Raw genomic sequence first — 22530 nt, 5'->3', positions numbered from 1 at the left:
TGTTTCAGTTGCCGTGCAGCCGTGGGAATGAGCCCATAATTGTCCAAGTCCAGCTTTCCATTGCCCACCTCCACGGAAATCCAACAGGAATAGCCCGTCTTGGGATCATAGATCCAACCCGAGGCGGGCAACTTATCCAGGTCCGGTATGGTGCAGAGGACGGGAAAATCTCCGAAGTAACTGCCGTTTTCCTCCACGGAGAACTTGATGAAGTTGATGTAGGCGTATCCTGCTTCTGGGAAGCAGATGATATTGACGAAGTCCGGCCAGGGACACCAATCCACTGCTTCCTCGTAGAACTCACTTTCCTGCTTCGAAGTTGGTTCAGTGGATGCTTGAGTCGTATCTGCCGTCTGGGCTTCCCCCGGGCCGAGGACAATAGTCAGCACAGCGAAGGCAGAAAGAAAACTTCCACCAAAATTCCTGGAACGTCTCATCGAACTTAGGTTAATAAAGATGAATTTAGTTACTGTCTATGCCTAACCCGCGCCATTGTGAATAACTCGATAATAAAAGTCGAAAGAGCGAATTTGTGGCAATCTTATGGCGAAGCCATAGGGCCAACGGATAGCTCAGAGATGGATAAACTCGCAAAACCTGCAACGTCGCTAAATACAGTTTAGGGAGCCTTCTTCTTCCGAATTGCCAATCGGTAAGTTGGGGCCAGCATCTTGACCCAACAGACTTTTAATGTGCGGGAATATTGCGCACAGAAGGAACTAGGCATGGTGGCGAACACTCTTCATGCGACGTTGAACAGGCACCTTGTTCTTCAACCTTGGAATCCCCTCCACTCTGCGTGCGCTTTGCCTGCCCGTCCGCGCGAGCGGGAGGTTTCTGAGGACTAAATCCAAGAACACTTTCTGTTTTCAGGCTGACCAAAGGGATGGAATCCATGCGGGGGTATTCTTTCCAGAAAAAAAGGCGGTGGCGGTTGCTTTCATAAAATTGTTTCAACCGCTCGTCGACGGAAGCCCGGTCAGCAACCACAAAAGACCCTCCGACTGCATAGACAATGTACAACCCATCGAATACTGCACATGAAGCCGCATCGGTTTTCATCCGCCTTCCAACGTGAGATGTTTCAAGCAACGAAGCCGACTCAAGAGTGACCGCCACCTGAGCGTGCTCGACATTTGCCAGATTCCACAATCCAAGAAGTCTTTGCGATACCGGTGTTCCACTAGCCACGACGAGAATAATAGCACCGACAAACACCAAGAAAACACGCTGATCCCATTCACGAAGACCAAGCAACGCAGTCAAGAAAAACGCTATAAAGAAGGTATAAAAAATCAGAACTTTGTAAAATGCGGCATGATCGTGCTCCAGAATTCCTAGGATAAAACCAAAAGTGCCGCCAACTAAAATACATGAGATGAAGAGAGGAAGAACATGGCAAAATCCCTTAAAAACAAGGCCCTTCAATGTCAACGGGCTATCGTTACACGACAAGAGCGTGAAGAAGCACAAAACTGCTAGGAAGAGCAGGCAGATTAGAAGCAGCGACCACGTAATGTTTAGGGAGAGCTTCGACACAACCCCAACCGCCAAAGCAGAAACCACCACGACCGGCACAGCAACAAATAGCACCACCGTAAGCAATTTGCGTTGTGGTAGCACTTGTCGGTTCTTGATCCTGACCACGCATTTATCCAGCCAATGAAGGGCGTAAAAAAGCAGGAACAGATACAGCCCGAGACCGACGGAAAGGGCCAGTATCAGGAAGAACAATGAAACTGCCCCTTCATCCAACGTGAGCTGGGGGATGTGACCCCAACGGTAGGCATGGGGAACGATCAGAAGGGTCCCCGTGATTGGAAATAGACCAAGCAAAGCAACTGCAATAATTTTTACCCAACTCCAATATTTCTCGAATGGCATCAATTCGCGACACTGAAGAAAGCATCTTTAGTGGCCAGCATATTTTTTAATCCACAAATAGGTTCCTATATAGAGACCATCCCCAAAATAAAGTGAGGATAAGCATCCAGATGAAACCACCGCTACCACCTCCCGACTGAATAAATTCAACTGCCACGATGCCTAGCCAAACAACCACAAACATGTGACAAAACGTCACGTTGATTTTGAACATGGACCACCCTGGCTTTTTCCACCAAAGAAGCCACCCCATCAGCATGAGGACGTGTAGCGGGATCAAGGCCAGCGTAAACAGGGTGAAGAAAGCCTCGGAAACAGCCCATGTCGACGTCAACCATTGAGCCAATCCATACATCGCGGCCAACTTTCGGCATATGAAAAATACCGACCCGACGACCCCCACCACAAGAGCCGACGACACCATCAGCAGAAACCCACGGGCAATACACCGCACAACCTGATTCCAACCAATCGTATTCTTCATGTTATTTACTCCTGTTTGTTTTAATTAAGATAGGGGCTATATGCCTCAAAGGGTGTTGACGCGCAAATGCCTCGAAATAGCGACCACTACCCAGAACAACACCCCGCCACCCACAAACTGGATCCATATGAAGAAGGCCATGTCTTGGGCATTAGAGGGCGGTTACATGGGGGGGCTAGTTCCAAAGGGTTATTCCGGTTAATGTGTCCAGAAAACATCGAAAACTTTGAAGCGATATTCCAGACACTTGCTTACTTTGGTTTAGATTGAACAACTGGGATTAGAATCGCTTCCTGAGAAATTTGACTTGGCAAAGAGGTCAGTAGGAATATCTTGAAAATCCTCTTCATGGACTACACGCGCACCATTGTCTCCTGGGTCTCCATACCCACCGCTCTCCGCTAAGGAGAGCCTCCCCCGCGCTTGCCACGCCCACCCGTTCCGGTGGGTCTTCAATTAAAAATGTTCCCAGGAGACTTATGCCCGTACCAGAACCTCAAAAGGTTGACACTCTCACGACCGCCAGCCAGGCCGCCGCACTAAAATCCCTTCAGCGTAATTTTGCCGTCAAATGCCTCATGCCCAAAGTGGGCAGCGTGAAGGTCCGAACACACACTTTATTGGTAGGCCCCACTGGGGTTGGTAAAACGGAAGTCATTCGCAGGTTCGCCGGGGAGATGGGCCTGGCGTCAATGACCATCCCCTGCAACTCATGGATCCCCTGGGGGGCTGCCACCCAACCATCCTCTCTAACCACAGTTGCAACATTCATCGGTGCATCCGATTCCAAGAAGAAGCTGTTATTTTTGGACGAGGTCGACAAAACGGTGCCGCCGGGGGCAGGTGGTGCATATGGAAGTTCTTGGGCCCTGGGCGTCTTTGGGGAGGTGCTTGCGTTGTTGGATGGCGACGGGCGGCTCAAAGGTGTCGGTTGGAGTGACGAACATATTGCCCGCTTTGCAGACGTCTTTGTCGTCGGGGCGGGGGCTTTCCAACAACTGGCCACCCAGCAAAAAGAGGAGGATGCGGCAGCGAACCGGCCCCAGGTTGGATTCGCCGTGGGGGATCCCGTGAAGCTCGATCCCCCCCACTATTCGCGCAAGGTCAACGGTCAGGGGTTGCCCCCGGAGATCGCTTCCCGTTTTGCCGCTGACGTGGTCATGTTGGAGCCCCCGACTGAAGCTGAGTACGTTCGCGGTATCATTCGGATCCATTCCGCCTTCAAAGGTGAGAAAGGGAAAAAGATTCCTGATACCGAGATTCGTTCACTGGCAAAAGCAGCCGTGGACAGTAACCAGGGGATGAGGTGGTTTGAAAGTTATTGCCTGCGCCTGGCGGCGGATGCCGTGGAAAAGGACATTCCCCTTTTGAAGCCCTTCAATCTCTCCCCAGGCCCGTTCCCCGCACCCCCCACTGGTCCCACAAACCCACCGGCACACGAGCCCGGGAAGAAAGGGAACCCATGGATCAAAGGTTCCGCAGGCCAGACTAAACCACCCGGGAAAAACGGGAAGCACCCCGAACCGAAAAACAAAGAGGCTGCACCAAAAGCAGATCCCGCAGCGACTGGTGGCCTGGCAGCGCAACTCCAACTCACGATTCCACCGACCGTTCCTCCGCCCAAGGCCGCGCCGCCGCCACCCCAACCCACTATGCCGGAAAACTGGTCTCCCGCAGTGCGCCCTATGGCCGATGAACAGTCTGTCCGGTTTCGCGCCCTCGCTGCGGCGCGCAGCATTCGACTGCTTATGCTGCACGTAAAACTGCATGAGACATTCTTGGCAGCGGGAGAAAATGAACTGGCAGGGTCGGAAAAAGAGGGCGGATTGGGCGATTCAAGCACACTAGCTTTACTGCTGGGTGCCACTTGCTGGTCGCTTGAGGAATACTGGGATCGCGAAACCTCCAATGAAGAACTTTTCGGGCACGAATTCAATTTCAATAATGTTCCCCGCCTCGTAAGCGACTTGGAGCGAAACATGGAACACTACGCCATTGAGTTCTCGAGCATTGGCATGGGCAAAGTCCTCCTTGAGGCCGCTGCCGGCCTGCGGGAATTTCATATCGAATGGGACCTTTGGTTTAAACGCGAAACGCCGATTGGCGAGGACAACGAGTGGTGAAAACACTTTGGGAAATCAATATGCCCGAACTTTTGAATAGCCTACTCCGGGAGCAACCCGTCATTTTCATGGCGGTCTACCTAGGTGCATTGCTCCTGCTCTTGCTCTCAGGCCGCCGTGGAAAGAGCGAGGAGCATAGAGAAGGCAAGCCACCTCACGCCCGGTGAAGCAGCAGCAACCCAACCGGCTCAGCCAGGGCTGAGTCCACGAGGCTTCTTGCCTTTCGATGCAGCGGGTGCCTGCGGAGCAGGGAGAGCAGTGGTGGGAGGTGCGGTGGGAGCTGGTGCGTCGCTCGGGGCAGCGCTTGGAGGGGGCGCTGTGCTTGCAGCAGCACTGGGGCTCTGGCCGATTTTGTCGAGGTACTCCGGCGACTCTTTGTAGGCCAGATCCGGGGTGAAGGTTTCCGGGTTATCGAGGTAGTCAGAAGGGTAGAAATTCAGGTAGGCATCCTGAGTCTTCCTTAAGTTGAGACGATAGATGTAACTATCAATCGTGGTCTCTTTATCCATATGACCCGCGAAATGGGCGATGAAGTTGATGTTTGCACCCAAGGCCTTGAGCATGGACAAACCGAGCTTTCTGATCGGCTCGCGATCCTTTTCGTTTTCTTCCCGTCCCTCCATCTTCTTGAAGGTGGAATTGAACAGATGGACGTTGAGTTTCTCCGAGAAGGCCTTTTTGCGCGCATTGTAGGTCACGTCGGGGTCTTTCGGATCCTCCGGGACATCAAGGGCCACAACATAGCCATTCCTCGGAATGTCGTTCTTGAAGAATGCTTGGAGCCGCACGAATAGCCCCCTGGGGAGGTAGTTGGCATGGTAGAAGGTGCCTTCGCCTTTTTGAATGAACTCAGGCACGCCGACTGACCCCAGGCCTGGATTGAAGTACTCCCACCTGTAGTTGGCAATCTCCTGGCAGCGGGCGCACGAGCCAATGAGCAGAATAATGGCCGGGTATAACTCGGGTGCTTTGGCCAGGGTGAAGTCCAGAAGTGTTACCAACTCCAACGGTGAGTGGTCGGGTACCGAAGTGGGACCGCGCCGGGAATGCGATTTAAGTCTGCCAGAACGGGGAACAAAGTCGGCCGGGTTGGTAAGAATGAATGACCTTTTTGTGAAGTGCTCAAAGACGGTGTGAAGGTAACGACGGTTTGCCGCAATGGTGGACTTTTTGTTACCCTTTTCTGAAAGGACCGGGTTGAATTCTGTGGACCAGTCCACCTTGCTGGGAGCCTTGTCCAAGATGGAGGGGGGCAGCTTACGATAAAGACACACAATGTTATTCCAATAGGATGCGCCATCAAGGGGGCCAGGATTGTCAATATCCTTCATGTGAACCTCTCTTAAATAGCGTCGGAAAAATTCACGAACGGGCAAAAGAACATAGTGAATGTTGGGCATGAACTCTTCGACAAAATCCTCAAGGGTGATGTCGTACCCCTTACTCTTGATCATGGCATGGGCCCTGCGGGCAATTTGGAGCAACCGTTCATCCTCTGCGGCCTGATCTTTGAGTTGGATGGCTTTCCAAATTTGGCCCATGCGGAGCTTGAGGTGGTCCTTGGCCTGATCCTCCGTGTCGTGCCTCAACCTTTCCTGGCATGAGGATTTTCCTACCTTTTCGCCTTTGGCCTCTCTCTCTGCCTTGACGAACCTGCCGGGAATGAGGGTTCTCCATCGCATTCCATCACCCGAGGGAGGCACTTCATAATAGCAGGGCTGATTCCTGACCTTCCCCTTCTTGATGAGGTCACTCATGGTAACCTCCGCTTGGTTTTGCCCCTTCGGGCCAAGTAATCCTTGCAACATCCTTGCAAAGTTGGAGAGCAGGGACGGCTTCTGGGAGGAGGACGGGGCGGGGTTCATTATCTGCTAAAGATAATCTTAGGGAGCGAAGCTCCCTCTGACTTCTTTGGGACCCCATCGGATTTTTGAGAGGTAAAACAGGGCTTTTTTGCCCCAAAAACACCCCTTTTAACCCTACCCCCGCGCTCTTCGTAAGTGGTTGATCTACCCCAGTCCCCCCGGCAAACCTTGCAAGAACCTTGCAACCATCCCCAAGGCCCCGGAAGAGTGCTTCCAAGCCACTACGGAGAGGTTCAAAGTTGGGGACTGCTGCCATTGTCCCGGTCCTATGTCGAGGCAGCCCCGGATCTGCAAGCGGGGAAAGGCAACTATTTACCGACCCCCAACAATCTTGCCCACACCGGGCGCGTCCGGGGAAGAGTCATGAGCGTGGTCCTCTTCTCGGGGGGTGGAGGAAGTTCACCCAGGTCCAGCGGGATCTGGTAGGGGTGGTCATGGAGCTTCACCGTCCTGCGGGACACCTCGCTTCGACCGGGCATGTATCGGGCCAAAAGGCGCATGTCGCATTGCAGGGGATCGAAACGCACCACTCGGGAAGAAAGGCGATAGAAGGGAACCTTGCCTTCGGACATCCATTTTTCCACGCAGGACACGGTCACCCCGTAACGCCTGGCGAGGCGTGACTTGGACAGGAGGGGAAAGCTCGGGGCAGGAGCGGCAGGGAGGCTAGTTTTGACCGGGGGCACAGTCCAGAGATACGGGGGCGTTGTCGACTACCCGGGACTGTAACCAGGCATCCAACTGCTCTTGGGACGGCTCGTCGGGCAGTTCCCCACGGGTGACGGCCCCCTGGAGTGTCCCCAAGGGTATGCCGGTGCGCTTGGCTATGGCAGGCAGGGAAGAAGCTTGGGAGGAAGGGGCGATTGTCATAGGGGATACTAGGGGTCGGGCGGAAATAGTTCACCCATTTCTCAACTTTTGGCAGAAACGGCCCAAATTCGGGCGATAGGGTTCCAGGGCGACAAACACCTTGCCCAAGCCCGAGACCGGCCTAAACGGGGCAAATAGGCGGCTTGGCAAGGGGGGAGGAGGCTTGGCAGCCCGTTGGGACTTCTCCAGCCTTTGGGTATGGGAAAAAAGCTCAAGCCCGCCACCGACCAGTCACAGATCCCCTTGGACGACGTAACCGGTCAATTCACCGTGCACGACTACCAAGGCCAGCAGGTCAGATCTTTCAGCCTTACTGGGGGCACTATGGAGGAAGCTTTGAAATTCCTAGATCGGGTGCTCGCGTTTCCTTGGAGAGGGGATTACCTGACCCCCGCAGACATAGCACTCGTAGCTATGGTTACAAACACACGGGTGCGACAATGGGTAGACGAAGGTAAATTAACCGCCGTGCGCAACAATCGGGGGCACATGAAAATACTCCGAACTGAAGCTCTGGCTTTTATCGAGACCCTGCCCCCTCAGCGAAAGAAACGAAAATAGCTGGCAAACTCGCGCTCTGGATTCCAATCCATTTTGAGCACAATTCCGTGCCTTCCCCTCAGCGAAAGAAACGAAAGTAACAGGCATTTCCGGGCCCGATTGATTTCGGCCATAAATTCCGGACCTCCCCCCACGGCGAAAGAAACGAAAATACCAGGCCGAGTAGCCACGACTCTCCTACTGTCCCCGGGAAGAGGATCGGAGGGTCAGAGGGTCAGGGTGGGGCGAGCCGCCGACTTGGACAATCCCCTCGAAACAAGCGGAAGGGACCGTGATGGGGCGGGGGCAGAAGGGGGAACGAAGACGAACCTTTCCTGCCACCAGCAATCTTTGAAAGTTGCGTAGCGCAGGGCATCCCCGGGGGCCAACTCAAGCTGGTCGAGATCCCAATCCAGGGGTGAGATCGAATGGGGCCGCAGCTTCTTCGCCTTCGGCTTTTTCACCGCTCCATACTGGCCCTTGGCATTCCGCTTTTGCTCAGGACGCGGGCCATAGGGGGCGGGCACGGCGAACTTGGTCACCATCTGGCGCCCACCCTCAATAATACCCGCATTGCCACCATGCTCAGGGACATAAACTAGGCGTTTCGTCCCGTTCGCGAACTCAATCTCGAAGCGCCGAAACCGCGAGGTGACTTTGTATCCCGGTTGCATGTGGACCTGGGTGGCATCCATAAAGGACGACCAGAATCCGGTGAATGCTTCCTCGCCCGGTTTCACAGTCAGTTGCCCGACCATGGGGTCCCGCAGCACCGGGTCCACTCGAATGACGTTGACCGAGGAGCGCAGGGCCTCCCGAATCTGAAAACGGGAATCCCGGTCTCCACTCTTGTCGATGAGTTCCCGGATGGTGGCCAAGCCAGAATGAATGGCTTCGGGGGTCGTGGGAGCACTACTCTCAGCCTGCTGAAGTTCGGTTTCCATAACCGAGAGCTGCAGTTCCTTTTCACTGATCCGCTCAACGAGTGACTTGGGGGGCGTCTTACTGCTTTCTGCTACTTCCAATAGCCGTTGGATGGCTGCCTTGTGGGATTCGATCCGAGACTTCAAACCAAGGACACGGGTCTGGAACTCATCCACAAGAAGGTCCGAACCACTGGCGAAGATGGCAGCGATGTCGATGTGCCCAATGGTGGAAAGCACGCATTTTTCAAAATGGTGGTAAGGCCAGCCGGCGCCTCCAGTGGCGCACTGGAGGTATGCGAGGCCATCCCCCTTGGATAGGCGGATCATTGGCAGACCCGTATCCCAATCCTTGGTCAGATGTGAGAAAAGGTTGGAAAGGTTTTCCCCCACACGTCCCCGGTGGAACTTTTTGCGGTGGAAAGCGCCTTGGAGCCTGGCCCACTGGTCCATGTCGATAACGGCAGGAAAATATCCCTCGACCGGATCCCCCACGGGGACACGTTTCCCGTCGACCTTTTTGTAGGACTGGAAGCGGCCGACCAGCGCCGACGACTCGCACACTTTCTGGATGTACGACTTGTGCCACATCTCCCCCCCTCGCCCGTCCATTCCCCAGGCCGGAATCTTCTCACGGTTGAACTGGTTTGCGATGTAGACCACCCCCTTGCCGGCCAGCTTCTCGTTAACGATGCGGCGGATCAGGGCGACCCGCTCCGCGATGAACTCGAACGCTGTCCTGTCAGGCCTCATCCGGAGCCAGGCAGGACAGCGGGCCGTGAGCTTCTTCCCCTCTTTTGTCAGCTTCTCGCGTTTGCCGAACCATGCTGCGGAACCGTGGCGACTCTTGCGCTTCGATTCCGCATTGCCGGACTGCATTTTCAACATGCTCCCGAAGAAGGCGAAGGGGTCTTGGCAGACCACCTCTTCTGTAAGTTCCTGGCCATCGGCCAGGATGACCAAAATGATACCGGCCCTCAGCAGGCCCACCAGCAATTCAACCTGCTCCAGCAAGCCTTCGCGGCTAAGACGATCCCAGCTCTCGAAGAGGAGGCGCGATCCCCGAGGGATCTCCCCAGCTCGAACCTTGGCAAGGAAAGCACCCAATGCTCCCTTCGACCGGTGGCTTCCCCGAAAGGCGCTTACGCCCAGGTCACGGAGTCGCAGGGAATTGTCGAGGGTCAGGCCCTTCTCGGCGCAGTATTGGTCTGCGAGTGCGGATTGTCGCCGTAGGGAATCACCCCCGGCTTGTTCTGGAGTGCTAAATCTTACGTAGTGGTAGGCACGGGGTGCGGTCTTCATGTTTAGGTTAAGTCCAGGCACCTGAGGTTTGTCAACCGCAAGTGGGAAATAAGGCTACAACATCCTGCTCATCGGAAATCCCGGTTCGGGGAAAAGCATGCTGGCCAAGCGACTGCCCACCATCCTGCCCACCCTCTCCCTGGAAGAAGCCATTGAAACCACCCGCATCCACAGCGTGGCCGGATTGCTGCCCCCCGGGCAGAGCCTGGTCGCCCGCCGCCCCTTCCGCTCCCCCCACCACACCATCTCCGACGTCGGCCTGATCGGCGGCTCGTGTCCAAAACACGCAACGCTGCGAGCAGCACACTGAATGCTGCGAACGCAATTGAATATCATCACACAACTCAATTATCAGAGCAGAAATCCCGAAGCTTGATTTCGCAGGGTTCGCTGGCATCACCATAAGGCGCGAACCGACTCATGAAGACGCAGCCGAACCTTATACTTTGCTTGAAGTTTGAGAGGCCCCATCGGTTGCAGGCGTTCGGGGAAGTGAGTCATGAGAACGCGGGATTTCCCACTGCATTCGTGCAGTCCTACTGGGCTCCATGCATAGCCAAACGCCAAGGCAGGCGGGTTGTCTGGATAGCTGAGAGAGGCCCAGAGCTCATCAAGACTGCGACTATTGCCACGGCATACATTCCGGCGTTGCCTGTGGGCAGCATATTTGAGCCAGCGGAAACCATTAATCCTCCTACCGTTGGTATAACTGTGGTCCGCGGGGATTTGAACGACCCTGTAAAGTTGATCCGACGAGATAACCGAGCCACGTTAAGAGACAGTGGTGTACAAGCGGCAGTGAGTCGCTTTGAGGCCATTTTCCCTCGCGCCGTAGACTGTGACTACGCATTGATATGGCTTCGTTTTAGCAGGAAGGGAAGTGTCGCCAACGTGCTGATTCCCACTTGGGAAGCGATCCGATTCTTCACCTGCGCCACTTCAAAACTGTTCATGGCGGTGCTAAGTGGCGATATTGGGACACAAAGGTGGTTTTGCGGCGCTAGGTCGAACTACGATAGTATTAGAAACGCGACTCATTTACACCTAGGACCCGAAGCTTCACAGTCAGAATGTGCGGTCATCGCCAGTATGGTTGCAGAAACTGCCCTCCGCAAATCACTACTTGAAGTCCATAAAACTTTTAGGTTTGAGCAGCTTTCTCAGAAACCGAGCAAATATCCGCTGTTTGACTGGCCGTTTACGTCGATCAAGCAGATCGAATTCCAAATGTCGTGGAGTTCGAGAGTTGGGTCATCGGAAACACATTTGGTGGAACGGATTCTGGCTATCAAGCCGCTTAGAAAGTTGGGCAAAGTGGTGATCGAGCAATCCAACCAGGGCGGTATTGCGCCATCGTTGAGTCCTAAAAAATACCCGGCATTAGGGCAACAATGGCTTCCATCAGGTTCTCAGGTCCAAGTGACAGTCGAAGCCGGGAGTAACCTTGCCGGCGTCGTCAACGTTCCGACAAGTGAAATGGGCAATGCGTTTACAAGTCTGAGCCGAATTGAGCACTTGGAGGTTCTGCGTAAACCACAAGCAAGTAGTAACCGGCAAGGTATTAGAAGCGACGACGTTAGCTTTCCGAAACACACCTTGGACGCTGTGCCAAGCCCGCATGGGGAACACGGGAGGATCAAACTCAGCCAGGACCAAGGAGAAGCTATCCAACGTGAAAAGTTATTTATTTGCGGGACCTTTATGGAGATCGTTGAAAAGGCTTCTGCAGGTCGAGGCTTCAAGCCCGCCACCTGGCCTCAAGTCTTCGGCCTAGAGGAGCCATGGAAAGGCGTTCGGATAACACCAACGAACCAGCGGTTATGTAAAGCGGCTTCCGCGTATTTGGCCTCAAAATGCGGTTGGCTTTATGTCCTTAATAAAAACAAATCGGACGCGCATCGGACTTTCTATGTAGCACAATTTACCGACGGAAGAGGAGGTTACTGCTGTGTCTTTGACATTGAGGATACCACCCCAAATGGAAGGTTTGCTATGCGTGTTGTATGGAGTCGGGACAAGAGGGCTTTATCCGGCTCTTTGATAGAGCAATTGCTATTGAGGCAAATGTTGTGCCGAGGGCGAATTCCTACGCGTCATCTCAGTGACCATGGCCTATCCATCGCAAACATTAGGCATGCCGTTTTAACGATTCCGGCCGAAGTATCTAACTCGGAGAAAAATGCTGTTCGCATTAAGTACGTTGCATCATGCGCCCACTCACTCGGCGAGAAGCTCGCTGAGTTACTAGCCTGAGTATTCAGTCCGGCCTGACCCTTTGCGCCGCTTACCTCGGACGAAGAACTTTTCCCAACGCAGCGCAATATGGCTCCAGTGCGTTGTACTAGCGTAATACCCTTTTGCCTTCAAAAGGTCCGCGAATCGCTTGGGCGATGCTGGCAGCAAGTGCTTATGGCGACTCGCCATCCGTTCCGCTTCCTTCAGCCTTTTGAAATATGGACTGAGTTGCAGTCTGAAAGATTCCTTATAGCTGCTCGCCGCGGGCATTGCCCGAAGATGCTTCCAGTGCGTGTGCAGGTGCAAAAGCTCCGAACGGAGAACGGACGCTACCCAGAACGGCGCTTGGTTCGGTTCTTGCGTCACATCGGAGCTCGTAACTCGGTGCACACGGCACCAATCAACGAAAACTCTGGGCCAATCAACCAACCATGAAGCGATGTGCGAGGATGCCTTGATTCGATCCTCCAATGACGCGTAGCCCAAGTGGGTAGGAGAGCGGGCTGGCGTGACTGACTCCCGAAACCTTATTGGGGCTTGGGACAAGGCGAACATCAAGAGAATATGAAGGCCATCGAAGAAGAGATGGGTGTAGTTCAATCTCAGCACCGGATCTGCGACGTAGCCTTGATCAAGAGAGTATTCCAATAATCTTTGGAATGAGGTCAGCTCTTTTGACGCTCTCGATGAACGGGCCAAACGGAGATCTGCACGACAATTGTAACAACTGTATACTGCATACGAAGGGAGTCTGCGCTTGTTGCCCATGTCCAGACGATGTAAATTCACCGGGCTGCCGCATTTTGGACACCGGTCCTGCAAGTGGATACTATGCTCGATGCAGACTACTGAGCACGCAAGGCGCCACTGCATCTTGAAATAGGGAATTGGGGCGTTCGCAAGACACTCAGGACAGAATAGCAGGCCCGGCTTTGTGCATACCCTGGACCGTTTTCCCATTGGCAGAACCCACTTGGTCATGCCATCTGGAACCACCTCTGGTGATAGTCTGTCCTCTAGGCTGCTAAGGTGTGTTCGACGAATGACATCTTCGTCGCATCCCACCCCTTCAGCCAAGAGTTTCCAGAATTCGGGTGTCCTGTGACGATCAGCATTTCTGGTCCAAAGAGTCCTCGCGCCGGGCCAAACCCTCGTGCAGAACGTCTGAAGCTTTATCCCATGTGCCGAGGATAGGCGAACCAGCCACGACGTAAATAGCTCACCCGGAAGGGGTTTTGGCCTTATGGACCAAGGCAATGATGATTGGCCATGGCACCCAGGAGATCCCGAGTAACGGACAAAAGGCCTGCTAGTAGGGTTCAAACGTGAGTTCAGTCTTTCTCCTTCGATCTCCCGGCGCGGTCCAATCGATGGCATTTAGGATCTCAATGGTAATTCGTTCCTCCCCGTTTTTGATCGCGAATCGTGCTGCAGTCGCAAGGAGCGTGGACAGCTCTCCGATCAAGCCTCCACTCTGTTCCCAGAGCACATAAGACATCTCCCGTGAAGCAAACGCGGAGGGAAGAGCCAACGGAATGACCGCCTCAAACGTCGCGAGAAGTTTCCTATACTCCTCATCGTACTTCCAGCGAGGCAGTGGAATGGGGAGAAACCGATTCGCGACCTGATTATCAATTTGAATCGCGTTGAGCGCTGTTTCAACACCAGCCGCTACAATTGATATCCCGAGCTCGTTACTAAGATACTTGATCAGATTAAGCATCACCCGCTGCCGTTTATTGTCCCCCGCCAAGATGTGCTGAATCTCATCGATTATGAGGATTTTGGTTCCAACACCCTTAAGAATTTGGAGTGCGTGATACCGCTTTTGATTAACGGGATCGCCGGGTCGGCAAGGAGTCGAGAATTGCCCCAAAATCGCATCGAAGAATGTGCTTTCCTTTGGCTCCTCGGGCGCCTGGATGTAGACGATGGGTGCGACATCTGCTTCGCTGGGTAGGCACCGTGGACTTGGATTGCGAAGCAAGAATTCCTTCAGAATAAAAGACTTTCCGTTGTTGGTAGGACCTACAAGAAGCGCACTGTGCGGTCTTGCTCTGCGGTTCATCATCAGCAACTCCTGTAAGTAGTCCAGGATTTCTTCACCCCGTCGGTAAGGAATCCAAACCTCCTCAGTGAGTTGAAGCACTCTCGCTTCCATAGGAAGGGAGAGATGCGGGATAACGTGCCTGTGTAAATGCGAACTCATGATCTAAACCTGATTCCAACCATGTCCGGCGCAAACTGTTCGTGCTTAGAACTGTGCTCAATAGGCATCGTGGATTGGGTAGTCTTGGCTGGTTTACCGGAAAGACGCTTGGCCTGAGCCTGCCTGCGCGCTCGCTTTGTCGCTTTTTCCGAAGTGCTGATCTGACGGCGCAATTCCTTGTATGTGTTAAAAATGACTGATTCATCATCCTGGGTAAGCCCCTTTTCACGCAGCCGCCTTCTGACAGCTTGAAGCTCCCATAGACTGATCGGAGGAAGTCCCGTGTTCCTATAGGGGATAGGATGATAGCGGCTGTTTTTCTCATCCCACAGATAGATTTCGCTGATGTCCCGCGGGTCGTAGCGGAAAATGAACTGCCGCTTTATTCTTGCCCGCCCTGGGATGGTGGCATGTGTGTAAGGCCGCAGGACATCCGCATAGTAGTGTATGCCCTTGATTCGGACCCCGTAGTCGGTAATTGTCCGCTCTACAAAGGGAAGTAAGTCCATCCGGAGCCGCTCTTCGTCGTCAACAAAAGGGGGCAGGCCGCAGCCACGATTCTTGGCGCTACAAGTAATGCCGCGCCTCCAAGCCTCCCGAGGACTTATGCCCAGGCTGGAGTGGACCTTGCGGTGGTATTCACCATCGATTATAGTCGCCAGATATCGCTCCAATTCCTTCAAGGTCATTGATGCGCTTTTCTCGGAAGGGAAGTTTCCGCGCTCTTTGGGGTTGGAGAAGGTGGCGCCCGGCAGGCCTTTCAGCTTCTCTGAAAGAGTCCCCATGTAGCGTTCGATATGTCCACCCCAGTTGGGCTTCTTGACGGGGCGCCATTGCAGGTTGATCTGGTACTGCGTGCAGGCCCTCTTGAGCATTTCCCCTCGAAATTCCTTCGCGTTGTCCGCATGGACAAACTTGGGGACCCCGAAGAAGGGCCAATCGCAATCAGTGCTCAGTTTGAGCCCAAATGCCCAGTGCTCCTTCATGCGGATGGCATGGCAAAGGGCCAAACCCACAGACAGAGCCCCTGGCGGTTCAAGCGCCAGACAGAAACCCAGTACGACGCGGGTGGCCACATCCATCACCACTGTAATCCACGGTCTTCCGATCGGGAGTCGTGACTCGTCATCTACAACGATGATGTTGAGCAGCGTATGATCTATCTGGACGACATCGAGAAGGTCGGCGACGGCGGGCGTATCCATATTTGTTCCGTAGGCTTGCTCGGCAACATCTGATCCAAGCCGCGCCATAACGACCTCTCGACGGGGTATGTCACGGAGCCTCGCCCTTACGGTGTTGATGTGGGGAGCGCGAAGCTTCAGTTCGCGGCACTTTATGAGGATGTCTTCGTGCAGCGTCCCAAATGTAGCCCTGGCGGGTTGCAGGTACACCTCCTTGATGCAGGACTGGATGACTTCTTCTATAGCTGCGTCCAGGACCTTGCGGCCAGCGACTCTCCCGCACTTTCGGGGAATGAGTGCGGCGATAGATCCTTCCCGGAGTAATCTTTGCCGCCACCGATATAGCGTTGCAGGATGAATTCCGGCGTTACGCGCAGCCTCGGCGCAGTCTTTCACGGTGGTTCTCCGGTCAAGCAGTGCGTGGACCACCCGAAAGCGCTGTTCGGCCACAGACCATGCCTCCTCCGATATCGCTGCAAGGTCGGGAATGGCAACCGCTTCGTCATTTCTGATTGGTTCGAGACTCGAAATGGCGGCAACCAGATTCACATTTTCTGAAATGTCGGTGAGAAGCACTTCAGTCTCATTGAGAATATCGCGGACGATAAACTCGCGAGAGTTTCTCCGCACCAGCGAACCCTTCACCAGTTTAATGACGTTACTCATGGTCGAAGGAAATCAGTCCTGATCTTGGACGTTGGGAGTGGCCAGCAGAGACCCAAACCTCCGTGCGGTTGTGGAGCGCCTTATTGAGGTCTGCTTCGATGTAGCCGGAGCTAAGCTGCTTCCAAATTGTTGCCAAATAGGTCGCCTTCACCATGTCGGGGTCTTCAAAGCTGCCGGGAAGCCCGTGTCTGGTCTCGTGCAACAGAATGGCTTCATCCAGCAACTGCCCAACGGTAGTGCTGTTGAGCCGGCGGATAGCGGCACGAACTATGGCGGTATGTGGACGGTGCTCCCGATGCCTTCTGAACCCCCAGAGAAAGAATGCGTTGCGGTTGAAGTCAGTTTGGATATCGCGTTCCCTCAGCACGCTAAATTTCCAGCCTCTTTTCGCGGCGTATTCTGCTGCGGCCTTGAAGCGCTCTTCGTAGAGACCGGATTTCCTGGCCAGATCCGCGTCGCTCTTGATTTCAACCAAATCCGTTTTGGGTCCGCGGTTACCCCAGGGGGACTTGCTATACTGGACCAGCACATCTGGTGTATAGGAGTGTTGTTTACCGTCCCGGCCCGTGTATTGAATTTTCAGGGGCTGGGCAGCGAATGAGCGGACAGCGGGATCGAAGTCCAGTTGGATGAAGTAGTCCCGCTCCAACCTGGACTCGAAAGCAACTGAGCCGCCGGCCTTCCCTGCGACAATGAACCCTGTAAGCGAGGTATGACTCTTGGTTATGCGTCGCGCGGGCACATTTACGCTTGGATTGGTGGAAGATTGCTTCATGCGGTAAAGCATTCTAGCGGGACTTGGGGAACCCTAAAAAATTAACCGCGGATGTACAGAGTTTTTCGCGTTCATTTCTCCCATTGAGCCCATGTCAAGGCGGTTCGTGCCGCTACCGTATGGATCAGATGGCGGCCTACGCTGATCTTCTCCCCGTAAATTAGGCCGGGTTGAGGTAGAGGTTGGTGTTGTTTCTGGTTTGGTTTTGTTGTTTCCATCGGGCCGCGAAGGCATCAGGCGGGACACGTCCGATGGAGCTGTGGGGCCGAAGGGAGTCGCAGTCGGTGTTGCACCAAAGTTCAATGAGGAGCTGCACCTGGGGGATGGTGTCAAACCAATTCTGGTTGAGGCAGTCTTCGCGGAAGGTGCCGTTGAAGCTTTCGATGAAGGCATTCTGCATCGGTTTGCCGGGTTGGATGGGATGGAGACGGACCGCGGCGGCCCGGGCCCACCGATGGATGGATTTGCCGGTGAACTCCGGACCGTTGTCCGTGGTGATGGTCTGAGGCATTGGTCGGGTTAGCGCCAGCAGATCCAGGACATCGACCACACGGGAGCCTCCCAGAGAGGTATCCACTTCAATGGCCAGGCATTGGCGGGTGAAGTCATCAACCAGGGTCAGGCAGCGGAAGCGGCGGCCGTCCGAGAGCTGGTCATGGATGAAGTCCATCGACCAGCGCTGGTTGGGGGCGGTGGGTGCTTCCAAGGGAACCCGCCGTGCGGAGGGCAGCTTGCGCCGCCGCCTACGGCGCAACGACAGGCCTTCTTGCCGGTAGATGCGCTCGGTGCGCTTGTGGTTGATGACCAGCCCTTCGGCTTTGAGCACATCATGGAGGATGGGACATCCCCAAGTGGGCTTTTGGGCGGCCCAGTGCTTCATGCGTTCGCGCAAACGCTGATCGGGATTGGGCTAGGGTTGGAACTGGACCGAGGAACGGTTCCACCCGCTCAAGCGGCAGACCCGGCGCTGGGAGAGCCCAAAGCGTTGCATCATCTCGGCCACGGCCGAGCGGCGGGCTTTGGGCTTCAATACTTTTTTGCCAGCATCTCCTTCAACACCATGGCGTCGAGGGCCTGGGCGGCCACCAGCTTCTTGAGTTTGCGGTTCTCCTCCTCGAGCAGGCGCAGGCGTTTGGCGTCGGAGACTTCCATGCCGCCGAACTTCTGCTTCCACTTGTAATAGGTCGGCTGACTGATGCCGTGGCGACGGCAGATGTCTTCGACTTTGCCGCCCGCGCGGGCTTCGTTGAGCACTTGGATGATTTGTTCTTCACTATGCCGGTTGCGTTTCATGGTCGGGTTCTTTCTAGCCCTTGGGGGCTTGAACCTCAACCCGCTCCCGGCCAAATTACAGGGGGAAGATCACCAGCCCTTTGAGGGCAGCCCCAGTTTATAGTAAACTTGAGGCTTGTAGTAGAATCTAGGCGAGGGCCTCTCGGATCATTTCACGGATACATGAGTTCTGAAGCTTGGTGACCACGGGTGTTAAAATGTCTTCAGACCCGTCATTTGTGTGTAGGGCGGAATTGTAAAGCCCGGCCAGTAAATAGTGGAGTTCGGGAACCGCTGCGCCATACTGCTCCGCGAATTCCAGCTTATCGACAGTCCTTTTGACCCTTGTGAATTCCTCTTGCTTGGATGGGGTGAGCTGGTCGCAGGCCTTCTTCTCTATATACACCCTCAGTCCGATGCACACGGCCAGATAATCCACCTCTACTTCATTAGTATCGAAATAGTTTTGAATCTGCTTCCGACAATATTCCCGGAAAGTTTTCGAGCACCCCCAGTTCGTTTTCAGGCCTTTGCGTTCGAAAAGGTCCTTGTGGTCGCAATCCGAGAGCGCGTGATGTGCGTGGAAATTGGCGAAAATGCTCTCCAACTCGGCGTCCGCGTCCCGCAACTTTATGATTTTGGAAAGGCCTCCATTGGTCACGATCTGCGGAAGCCTATCTAAATAATGGTTTTTTTGAAGCCTCTTGCTGAAGATGAAGCTGTTGAAAACACTCGGGTCAAGATGCGTTAGTATAAGGGGATAGACCTGCGCTCCGGATTCTGAGTGCGAGTCTATAAACTTCTTGAGGAAGTATTGGCATGCGACCACGTTAGCGTAATCCAAGTAGTCGAATATCTCGTCAATCAACAGGATTGATTTGCCTTTCTCTGACATAAACTCAAACTCTATCAGTTGGGAAAGGAAACAAAGAAAATCTCGCTGCCCGTTCGACATGGTGTCGGGCTTGGGAAGGGATATAACCAGCGTCTGCCCCGTCTGCTTGACTTCGGTCTTGATCCAACGCGGGTTCGGGGTGCAGGAGTCGATAAACGACTTCACGCGATGGTATTTCTCTTGGTAAGCAAGCCAACGCTCGGCTTTTTTCGCCAAGTTGAGGTCCGCACGCGCAATCTCGATGAGCTGAACAGTGGCGACGAGGGCGTGCGCATCCGAGTTGAAGCGGAGGAACAGATCGCAAAGGGAGCGAAGCTCGGCTATATCCGCAGCGTCAGTCAAAAGTTGGTCCGTGATTTGTTGGAGCACGGCCTCTTCCTTGCCTGACAGCGCTTTAAGCTTCTGCAGCAATGCATTGTATTTGCTTTGCAGGCGCTGCCCAAGTTGTTTGGCTCCAAACTTTGATTGAAGGAGCGCTCGTACAACCGCGCTGCGCTCCAGATCAACCGTAATGTTCGGAGCGGCCTTGCCGGCCCCGCCTAGATTCGCCGCAGCTTCCCGATACTTGTATGGAATGACCGCCTTCTCTGGAATCTTGCAGAGTTCGATTGGATCTATCACAAACTCCGCGACGGGGACTTGATATCCGGATTCCGTCGGGCGTTGGAACGCTTTGATTTTTCTGGGGCCCCGGATGACAAAAGTGTCGAAAACCCTGGCTATTTCGTTCCTTGTCTGATCCGCCGTGTGGGAAACGTCACCGGATTCATCACGGACTGTTACGACCAAGCGAGGCAGTCGTGTTTCGTCGTGGCGAAAGCAATCTTTTTCCTTCACCGAAAGTCGGCGAGAATTGAGATTGGCGAACGCGGTCGCGATTGAGCTTTTCCCAAAACCATTCGGCGCGATTAGCAGGTGGACTTTGTTCGGGTGCATTTCCGGCTGTTCGAACGTGAAGGTTCTGTCCTCAATTCCCCGGATATTCACGATTTGAATGCTTCTAATCATACATTGCTATGAATACGACACGGTTCTAGTTGTTGAAACGGCAGCGCTTTTTACGGCGCCTGGAGGATGGATTCACGAGATCGTTGGTGTATTTGGCAGCACGAGCGGATATTTTACAAACCGCGAAGTGTCCTGTTTCCGACTCCGCGCATCTTGCACAACACTAGGCTCCCGTCAATAAGGACACGAACTAGTGTGAAACCACCGATCATTGCCGTTCCTACAACCCCTCTGACCCTTAGTTTGCTAGAAACCAATACTAATCAAGTGCTGCGCAGATGCGTTTGTGGTTTTTCTGCTGGGTATGCAATAAAGCTAACGATCAATCGACCAAGTGACCTATAGCACGCTACTTGATCCCAGGAACGGCAAACCCATCGGGGTGGTGGCGTCGGCCGCCAAGTGAGAGAGGTAGCCCATGAGGCCCGCTCGAATCACTTCGGCCATGGCGGGATCGACGTGGTGCCTAAGCCAGTCGGATTGAAGCAGCCAGAAGGCGGCCATGAAGGTCAGAGCGCTGTGTGCTGGACCGCGATGGCGTGGGTTGAATGCGGGCTCAAGGATATCGGGCAGAGCGGCGGCCAGGGTGCCGACACCTGTCCAGATGGCGACCCTGTTCCAGTCGATGGCGGAGCCCGGTTGTTCGATGGTTTTGAGGTATTCCATGAAAAGGGCGGCGGCCGCTCCGGCGGCCGCGCCAATGATCAGGTGTTCGTTACGGTTGGGCATATGGGTTCTCGTTTGGACGACCGGGGATCGCCGGGGATGCGGGCATTCGCCTGCCTGTATCCCCGGCCCCGGGCTTAGGTTCAGCAATCGGGAAGGTCATCGAGGTTGTTGCGGGTGGTGGTGTCCCGGTCGGTGCGGAGGTATTTGCGGGTGGGGCCATTGACCACCCGGACATCCGTCACCAGGCCGTCGGTCCACGCCACCTTGTAGACCACCGCCCTGGTTTCGATGTCCCGGATCGCGTCGGCTTTGTGGCGTGGCGACCAGGTCTCTTGGGGGTTGCAGAGTTTGGTGATGTCGCCGTCCTTGTCTTTCCCTGTTCGGGTCACGTATCGAGTTACCATTGGATTTTCTCCGTTGTTTGGGCCCAATCTCTCCCCCACCTCCAGGGAGGGGATAGACCGGTTCCGTGATTAGGCGTGGATTTTAGGCAGGGCATGGTGTAAGGAAATTTCACAGCCGATGAAAAAGCCCAAGAAACCCCTCCGGCGGGTGAGCCTAAACATGCTCGAACGCTTTGATCGCTTGAAACAGGAGATCCAGGCCGGGCGTCTCCGGTCTATGGAGGCCGTCGCCAACGAATTGGGCGTGACCCGCAAGACAATCTGGAATGACCTCCAGGAGATGATGCGTCGGGGGCATGACATCGCCTTTGACCGGGCCGAAGGCCTCTGGAAATACCTGAAGCCGCCGCCAGGGCTGAACCTGACCGAGAATGAAATCTTCGCGCTGATGGTGGCGGAGAAAGTGGTCTCCGCCTCGCAGGGAACAGGATTTGAAGCGCCTCTTCGTCAAACCATCCGCCGGTTCGCCGTGGAGAAGTCCGCCCAATACGGGTTCTCCTGGGAGGATCTGCGCAACGGCATCAGCATCGCGCGCGAGGGCTTGGTCAACTTTGACCATGACCTCTATATGACAGTTGTCCAGGCGCTATCGCGGAACCAAGAATTGGAGTTCCACTATCGGGGCATCAAGGACCAAGCTTTTCGGCGTCGCCGGGTGCGGCCATACCATTTGCGCTGTGGCCAGGGTCAATGGGTGCTTCTGGGCTATGAGTTCGCCGGCGGCATGATTAAGACCTTCGCTCTCTGTCGTATGCGGACCGCCAGGATGCTCAGCACCCAGTTTACTAGCCCTGACCTTAGTGCGATCCAGGCTGAGTTGGAGGGAAGCATGGGGGTTTATGTGGGAGGTGAAGTGGTCGATGTTGAGGTCGAGTTTGACCCTATCGCAGCGCGATGGGTCCAGGAGCGGATTTGGCATGCCAGCCAGACCATCGATGACTTGCCAGACGGTAGGCTCAGGCTGCGACTGAGAGTGGTTCAGTCCCCAGAGTTGGAGCGGTGGATTTTGGGCTGGGGGGAGCATGCGAAGGTTATCCACCCGCCTTCGTTGTGCGACTCGATTGGCCGGAGGCTGGTTGTTGCAGCTCAGACGTATGAATCGAAGGGGTCATCCGACTCTGAGTGCCTCCGTCCTCCTGTGAACACTCAAGTCCGGTAGCTACTGTGAGGGTCCCTGAATGAAGCGTAATTCTTTACACTCTGTTTTAGGTTTATTCATCTG

At 54.5% G+C, this 22530-nt stretch carries 17 protein-coding genes and 1 pseudogene; 4 read left to right on the top strand and 14 right to left on the bottom strand.

Annotated elements, in window-relative coordinates:
* From SFU85_08865 to SFU85_08855, 3 genes are all read right to left on the bottom strand, one after another.
* On the bottom strand, positions 1-437 hold a 437-nt coding region (locus SFU85_08865; protein MDX6766888.1), incomplete at its 3' end, for a hypothetical protein.
* Positions 438-687: 250 nt separating this feature from the next.
* Entirely contained in the window at positions 688-1884 is a 1197-nt protein-coding gene (locus SFU85_08860; protein ID MDX6766887.1) for a hypothetical protein, read from the bottom strand.
* A 46-nt stretch (positions 1885-1930) separates the two neighbouring features.
* A complete protein-coding gene (locus SFU85_08855) occupies positions 1931-2368 on the bottom strand; it encodes a hypothetical protein (GenBank protein MDX6766886.1) in 438 nt (145 codons plus the stop codon).
* A gap of 479 nt (positions 2369-2847) precedes the next feature.
* On the opposite strand from SFU85_08855, the gene SFU85_08850 reads away from it, so the two are divergent.
* Positions 2848-4491 carry an AAA family ATPase gene (locus tag SFU85_08850; GenBank protein MDX6766885.1) on the top strand — a complete coding sequence of 548 codons (1644 nt, stop codon included), beginning with the start codon at positions 2848-2850 and terminating at the stop codon, positions 4489-4491.
* Between the two features lie 188 nt (positions 4492-4679).
* Here the strand turns inward: SFU85_08850 and SFU85_08845 are convergent, their stop codons facing one another.
* The 4 genes from SFU85_08845 to SFU85_08830 all read right to left on the bottom strand — a co-directional run bounded on the left by SFU85_08845 (position 4680) and on the right by SFU85_08830 (position 9991).
* A complete protein-coding gene (locus tag SFU85_08845) occupies positions 4680-6356 on the bottom strand; it encodes a hypothetical protein (protein MDX6766884.1) in 1677 nt (558 codons plus the stop codon).
* A gap of 308 nt (positions 6357-6664) precedes the next feature.
* Positions 6665-7042, bottom strand: a complete 378-nt coding sequence (locus SFU85_08840; GenBank protein MDX6766883.1) for a hypothetical protein — start codon at positions 7040-7042, stop codon at positions 6665-6667.
* Positions 7023-7226, bottom strand: coding sequence for a hypothetical protein (locus tag SFU85_08835; protein MDX6766882.1), 204 nt, complete (start codon positions 7224-7226; stop codon positions 7023-7025). Before SFU85_08835 ends, SFU85_08840 begins: the two co-directional genes overlap by 20 nt.
* A gap of 767 nt (positions 7227-7993) precedes the next feature.
* Positions 7994-9991 (bottom strand): recombinase family protein, encoded by a 1998-nt coding sequence (locus SFU85_08830; GenBank protein ID MDX6766881.1) that lies wholly within the window; start codon positions 9989-9991, stop codon positions 7994-7996.
* Positions 9992-10052: 61 nt separating this feature from the next.
* On the opposite strand from SFU85_08830, the gene SFU85_08825 reads away from it, so the two are divergent.
* Together SFU85_08825 and SFU85_08820 are read left to right on the top strand one after the other, a co-directional pair.
* A complete protein-coding gene (locus tag SFU85_08825; GenBank protein MDX6766880.1) occupies positions 10053-10301 on the top strand; it encodes an ATP-binding protein in 249 nt (82 codons plus the stop codon).
* A gap of 581 nt (positions 10302-10882) precedes the next feature.
* Positions 10883-12244, top strand: a complete 1362-nt coding sequence (locus tag SFU85_08820; protein MDX6766879.1) for a hypothetical protein — start codon at positions 10883-10885, stop codon at positions 12242-12244.
* A gap of 1291 nt (positions 12245-13535) precedes the next feature.
* Here SFU85_08820 and SFU85_08815 read toward each other — a convergent pair.
* The 7 genes and pseudogenes from SFU85_08815 to SFU85_08785 form a co-directional block, all read right to left on the bottom strand.
* Complete coding sequence (locus SFU85_08815) at positions 13536-14435, bottom strand: TniB family NTP-binding protein (protein ID MDX6766878.1); 900 nt, start codon at positions 14433-14435, stop codon at positions 13536-13538.
* Positions 14432-16285 (bottom strand): Mu transposase C-terminal domain-containing protein, encoded by a 1854-nt coding sequence (locus tag SFU85_08810; GenBank protein ID MDX6766877.1) that lies wholly within the window; start codon positions 16283-16285, stop codon positions 14432-14434. Before SFU85_08810 ends, SFU85_08815 begins: the two co-directional genes overlap by 4 nt.
* On the bottom strand, positions 16278-17060 hold the full coding sequence (locus SFU85_08805) for a TnsA endonuclease N-terminal domain-containing protein (GenBank protein ID MDX6766876.1): 783 nt from the start codon (positions 17058-17060) through the stop codon (positions 16278-16280). The genes SFU85_08810 and SFU85_08805 overlap by 8 nt, the downstream gene beginning before the upstream one ends.
* 160 nt (positions 17061-17220) lie before the next feature.
* Positions 17221-18353 (bottom strand): annotated as a pseudogene (locus tag SFU85_08800) (IS3 family transposase).
* 127 nt (positions 18354-18480) lie between these two features.
* Positions 18481-20235 carry a hypothetical protein gene (locus SFU85_08795; GenBank protein ID MDX6766875.1) on the bottom strand — a complete coding sequence of 585 codons (1755 nt, stop codon included), beginning with the start codon at positions 20233-20235 and terminating at the stop codon, positions 18481-18483.
* Between the two features lie 339 nt (positions 20236-20574).
* Entirely contained in the window at positions 20575-20964 is a 390-nt protein-coding gene (locus tag SFU85_08790) for a metal-dependent hydrolase (protein ID MDX6766874.1), read from the bottom strand.
* A gap of 80 nt (positions 20965-21044) precedes the next feature.
* On the bottom strand, positions 21045-21293 hold the full coding sequence (locus SFU85_08785; GenBank protein MDX6766873.1) for a DUF3892 domain-containing protein: 249 nt from the start codon (positions 21291-21293) through the stop codon (positions 21045-21047).
* 133 nt (positions 21294-21426) lie between these two features.
* Here SFU85_08785 and SFU85_08780 point away from each other — a divergent pair, with 133 nt between their 5' ends.
* On the top strand, positions 21427-22467 hold the full coding sequence (locus SFU85_08780; protein MDX6766872.1) for a WYL domain-containing protein: 1041 nt from the start codon (positions 21427-21429) through the stop codon (positions 22465-22467).
* Positions 22468-22530 lie beyond the last annotated feature (63 nt).

It is taken from the genome of Candidatus Methylacidiphilales bacterium (genome assembly GCA_033875315.1).
Taxonomy (GTDB): Bacteria; Verrucomicrobiota; Verrucomicrobiia; order Methylacidiphilales; family CAZTYG01; genus JANRJG01.
This window is presented reverse-complemented; position numbering and strand designations above follow the sequence as displayed.

Bases quoted from the DNA above. Each gene is read 5' to 3' on its own strand.
- SFU85_08860 (MDX6766887.1), bottom strand. From the start codon at position 1,884: ATGCCATTCGAGAAATATTGGAGTTGGGTAAAAATTATTGCAGTTGCT.
- SFU85_08855 (MDX6766886.1), bottom strand. From the start codon at position 2,368: ATGAAGAATACGATTGGTTGGAATCAGGTTGTGCGGTGTATTGCCCGT.
- SFU85_08850 (MDX6766885.1), top strand. From the start codon at position 2,848: ATGCCCGTACCAGAACCTCAAAAGGTTGACACTCTCACGACCGCCAGC.
- SFU85_08845 (MDX6766884.1), bottom strand. From the start codon at position 6,356: ATGAACCCCGCCCCGTCCTCCTCCCAGAAGCCGTCCCTGCTCTCCAAC.
- SFU85_08835 (MDX6766882.1), bottom strand. From the start codon at position 7,226: ATGACAATCGCCCCTTCCTCCCAAGCTTCTTCCCTGCCTGCCATAGCC.
- SFU85_08830 (MDX6766881.1), bottom strand. From the start codon at position 9,991: ATGAAGACCGCACCCCGTGCCTACCACTACGTAAGATTTAGCACTCCA.
- SFU85_08815 (MDX6766878.1), bottom strand. From the start codon at position 14,435: ATGAGTTCGCATTTACACAGGCACGTTATCCCGCATCTCTCCCTTCCT.
- SFU85_08810 (MDX6766877.1), bottom strand. From the start codon at position 16,285: ATGAGTAACGTCATTAAACTGGTGAAGGGTTCGCTGGTGCGGAGAAAC.
- SFU85_08805 (MDX6766876.1), bottom strand. From the start codon at position 17,060: ATGAAGCAATCTTCCACCAATCCAAGCGTAAATGTGCCCGCGCGACGC.
- SFU85_08795 (MDX6766875.1), bottom strand. From the start codon at position 20,235: ATGATTAGAAGCATTCAAATCGTGAATATCCGGGGAATTGAGGACAGA.
- SFU85_08790 (MDX6766874.1), bottom strand. From the start codon at position 20,964: ATGCCCAACCGTAACGAACACCTGATCATTGGCGCGGCCGCCGGAGCG.
- SFU85_08780 (MDX6766872.1), top strand. From the start codon at position 21,427: ATGAAAAAGCCCAAGAAACCCCTCCGGCGGGTGAGCCTAAACATGCTC.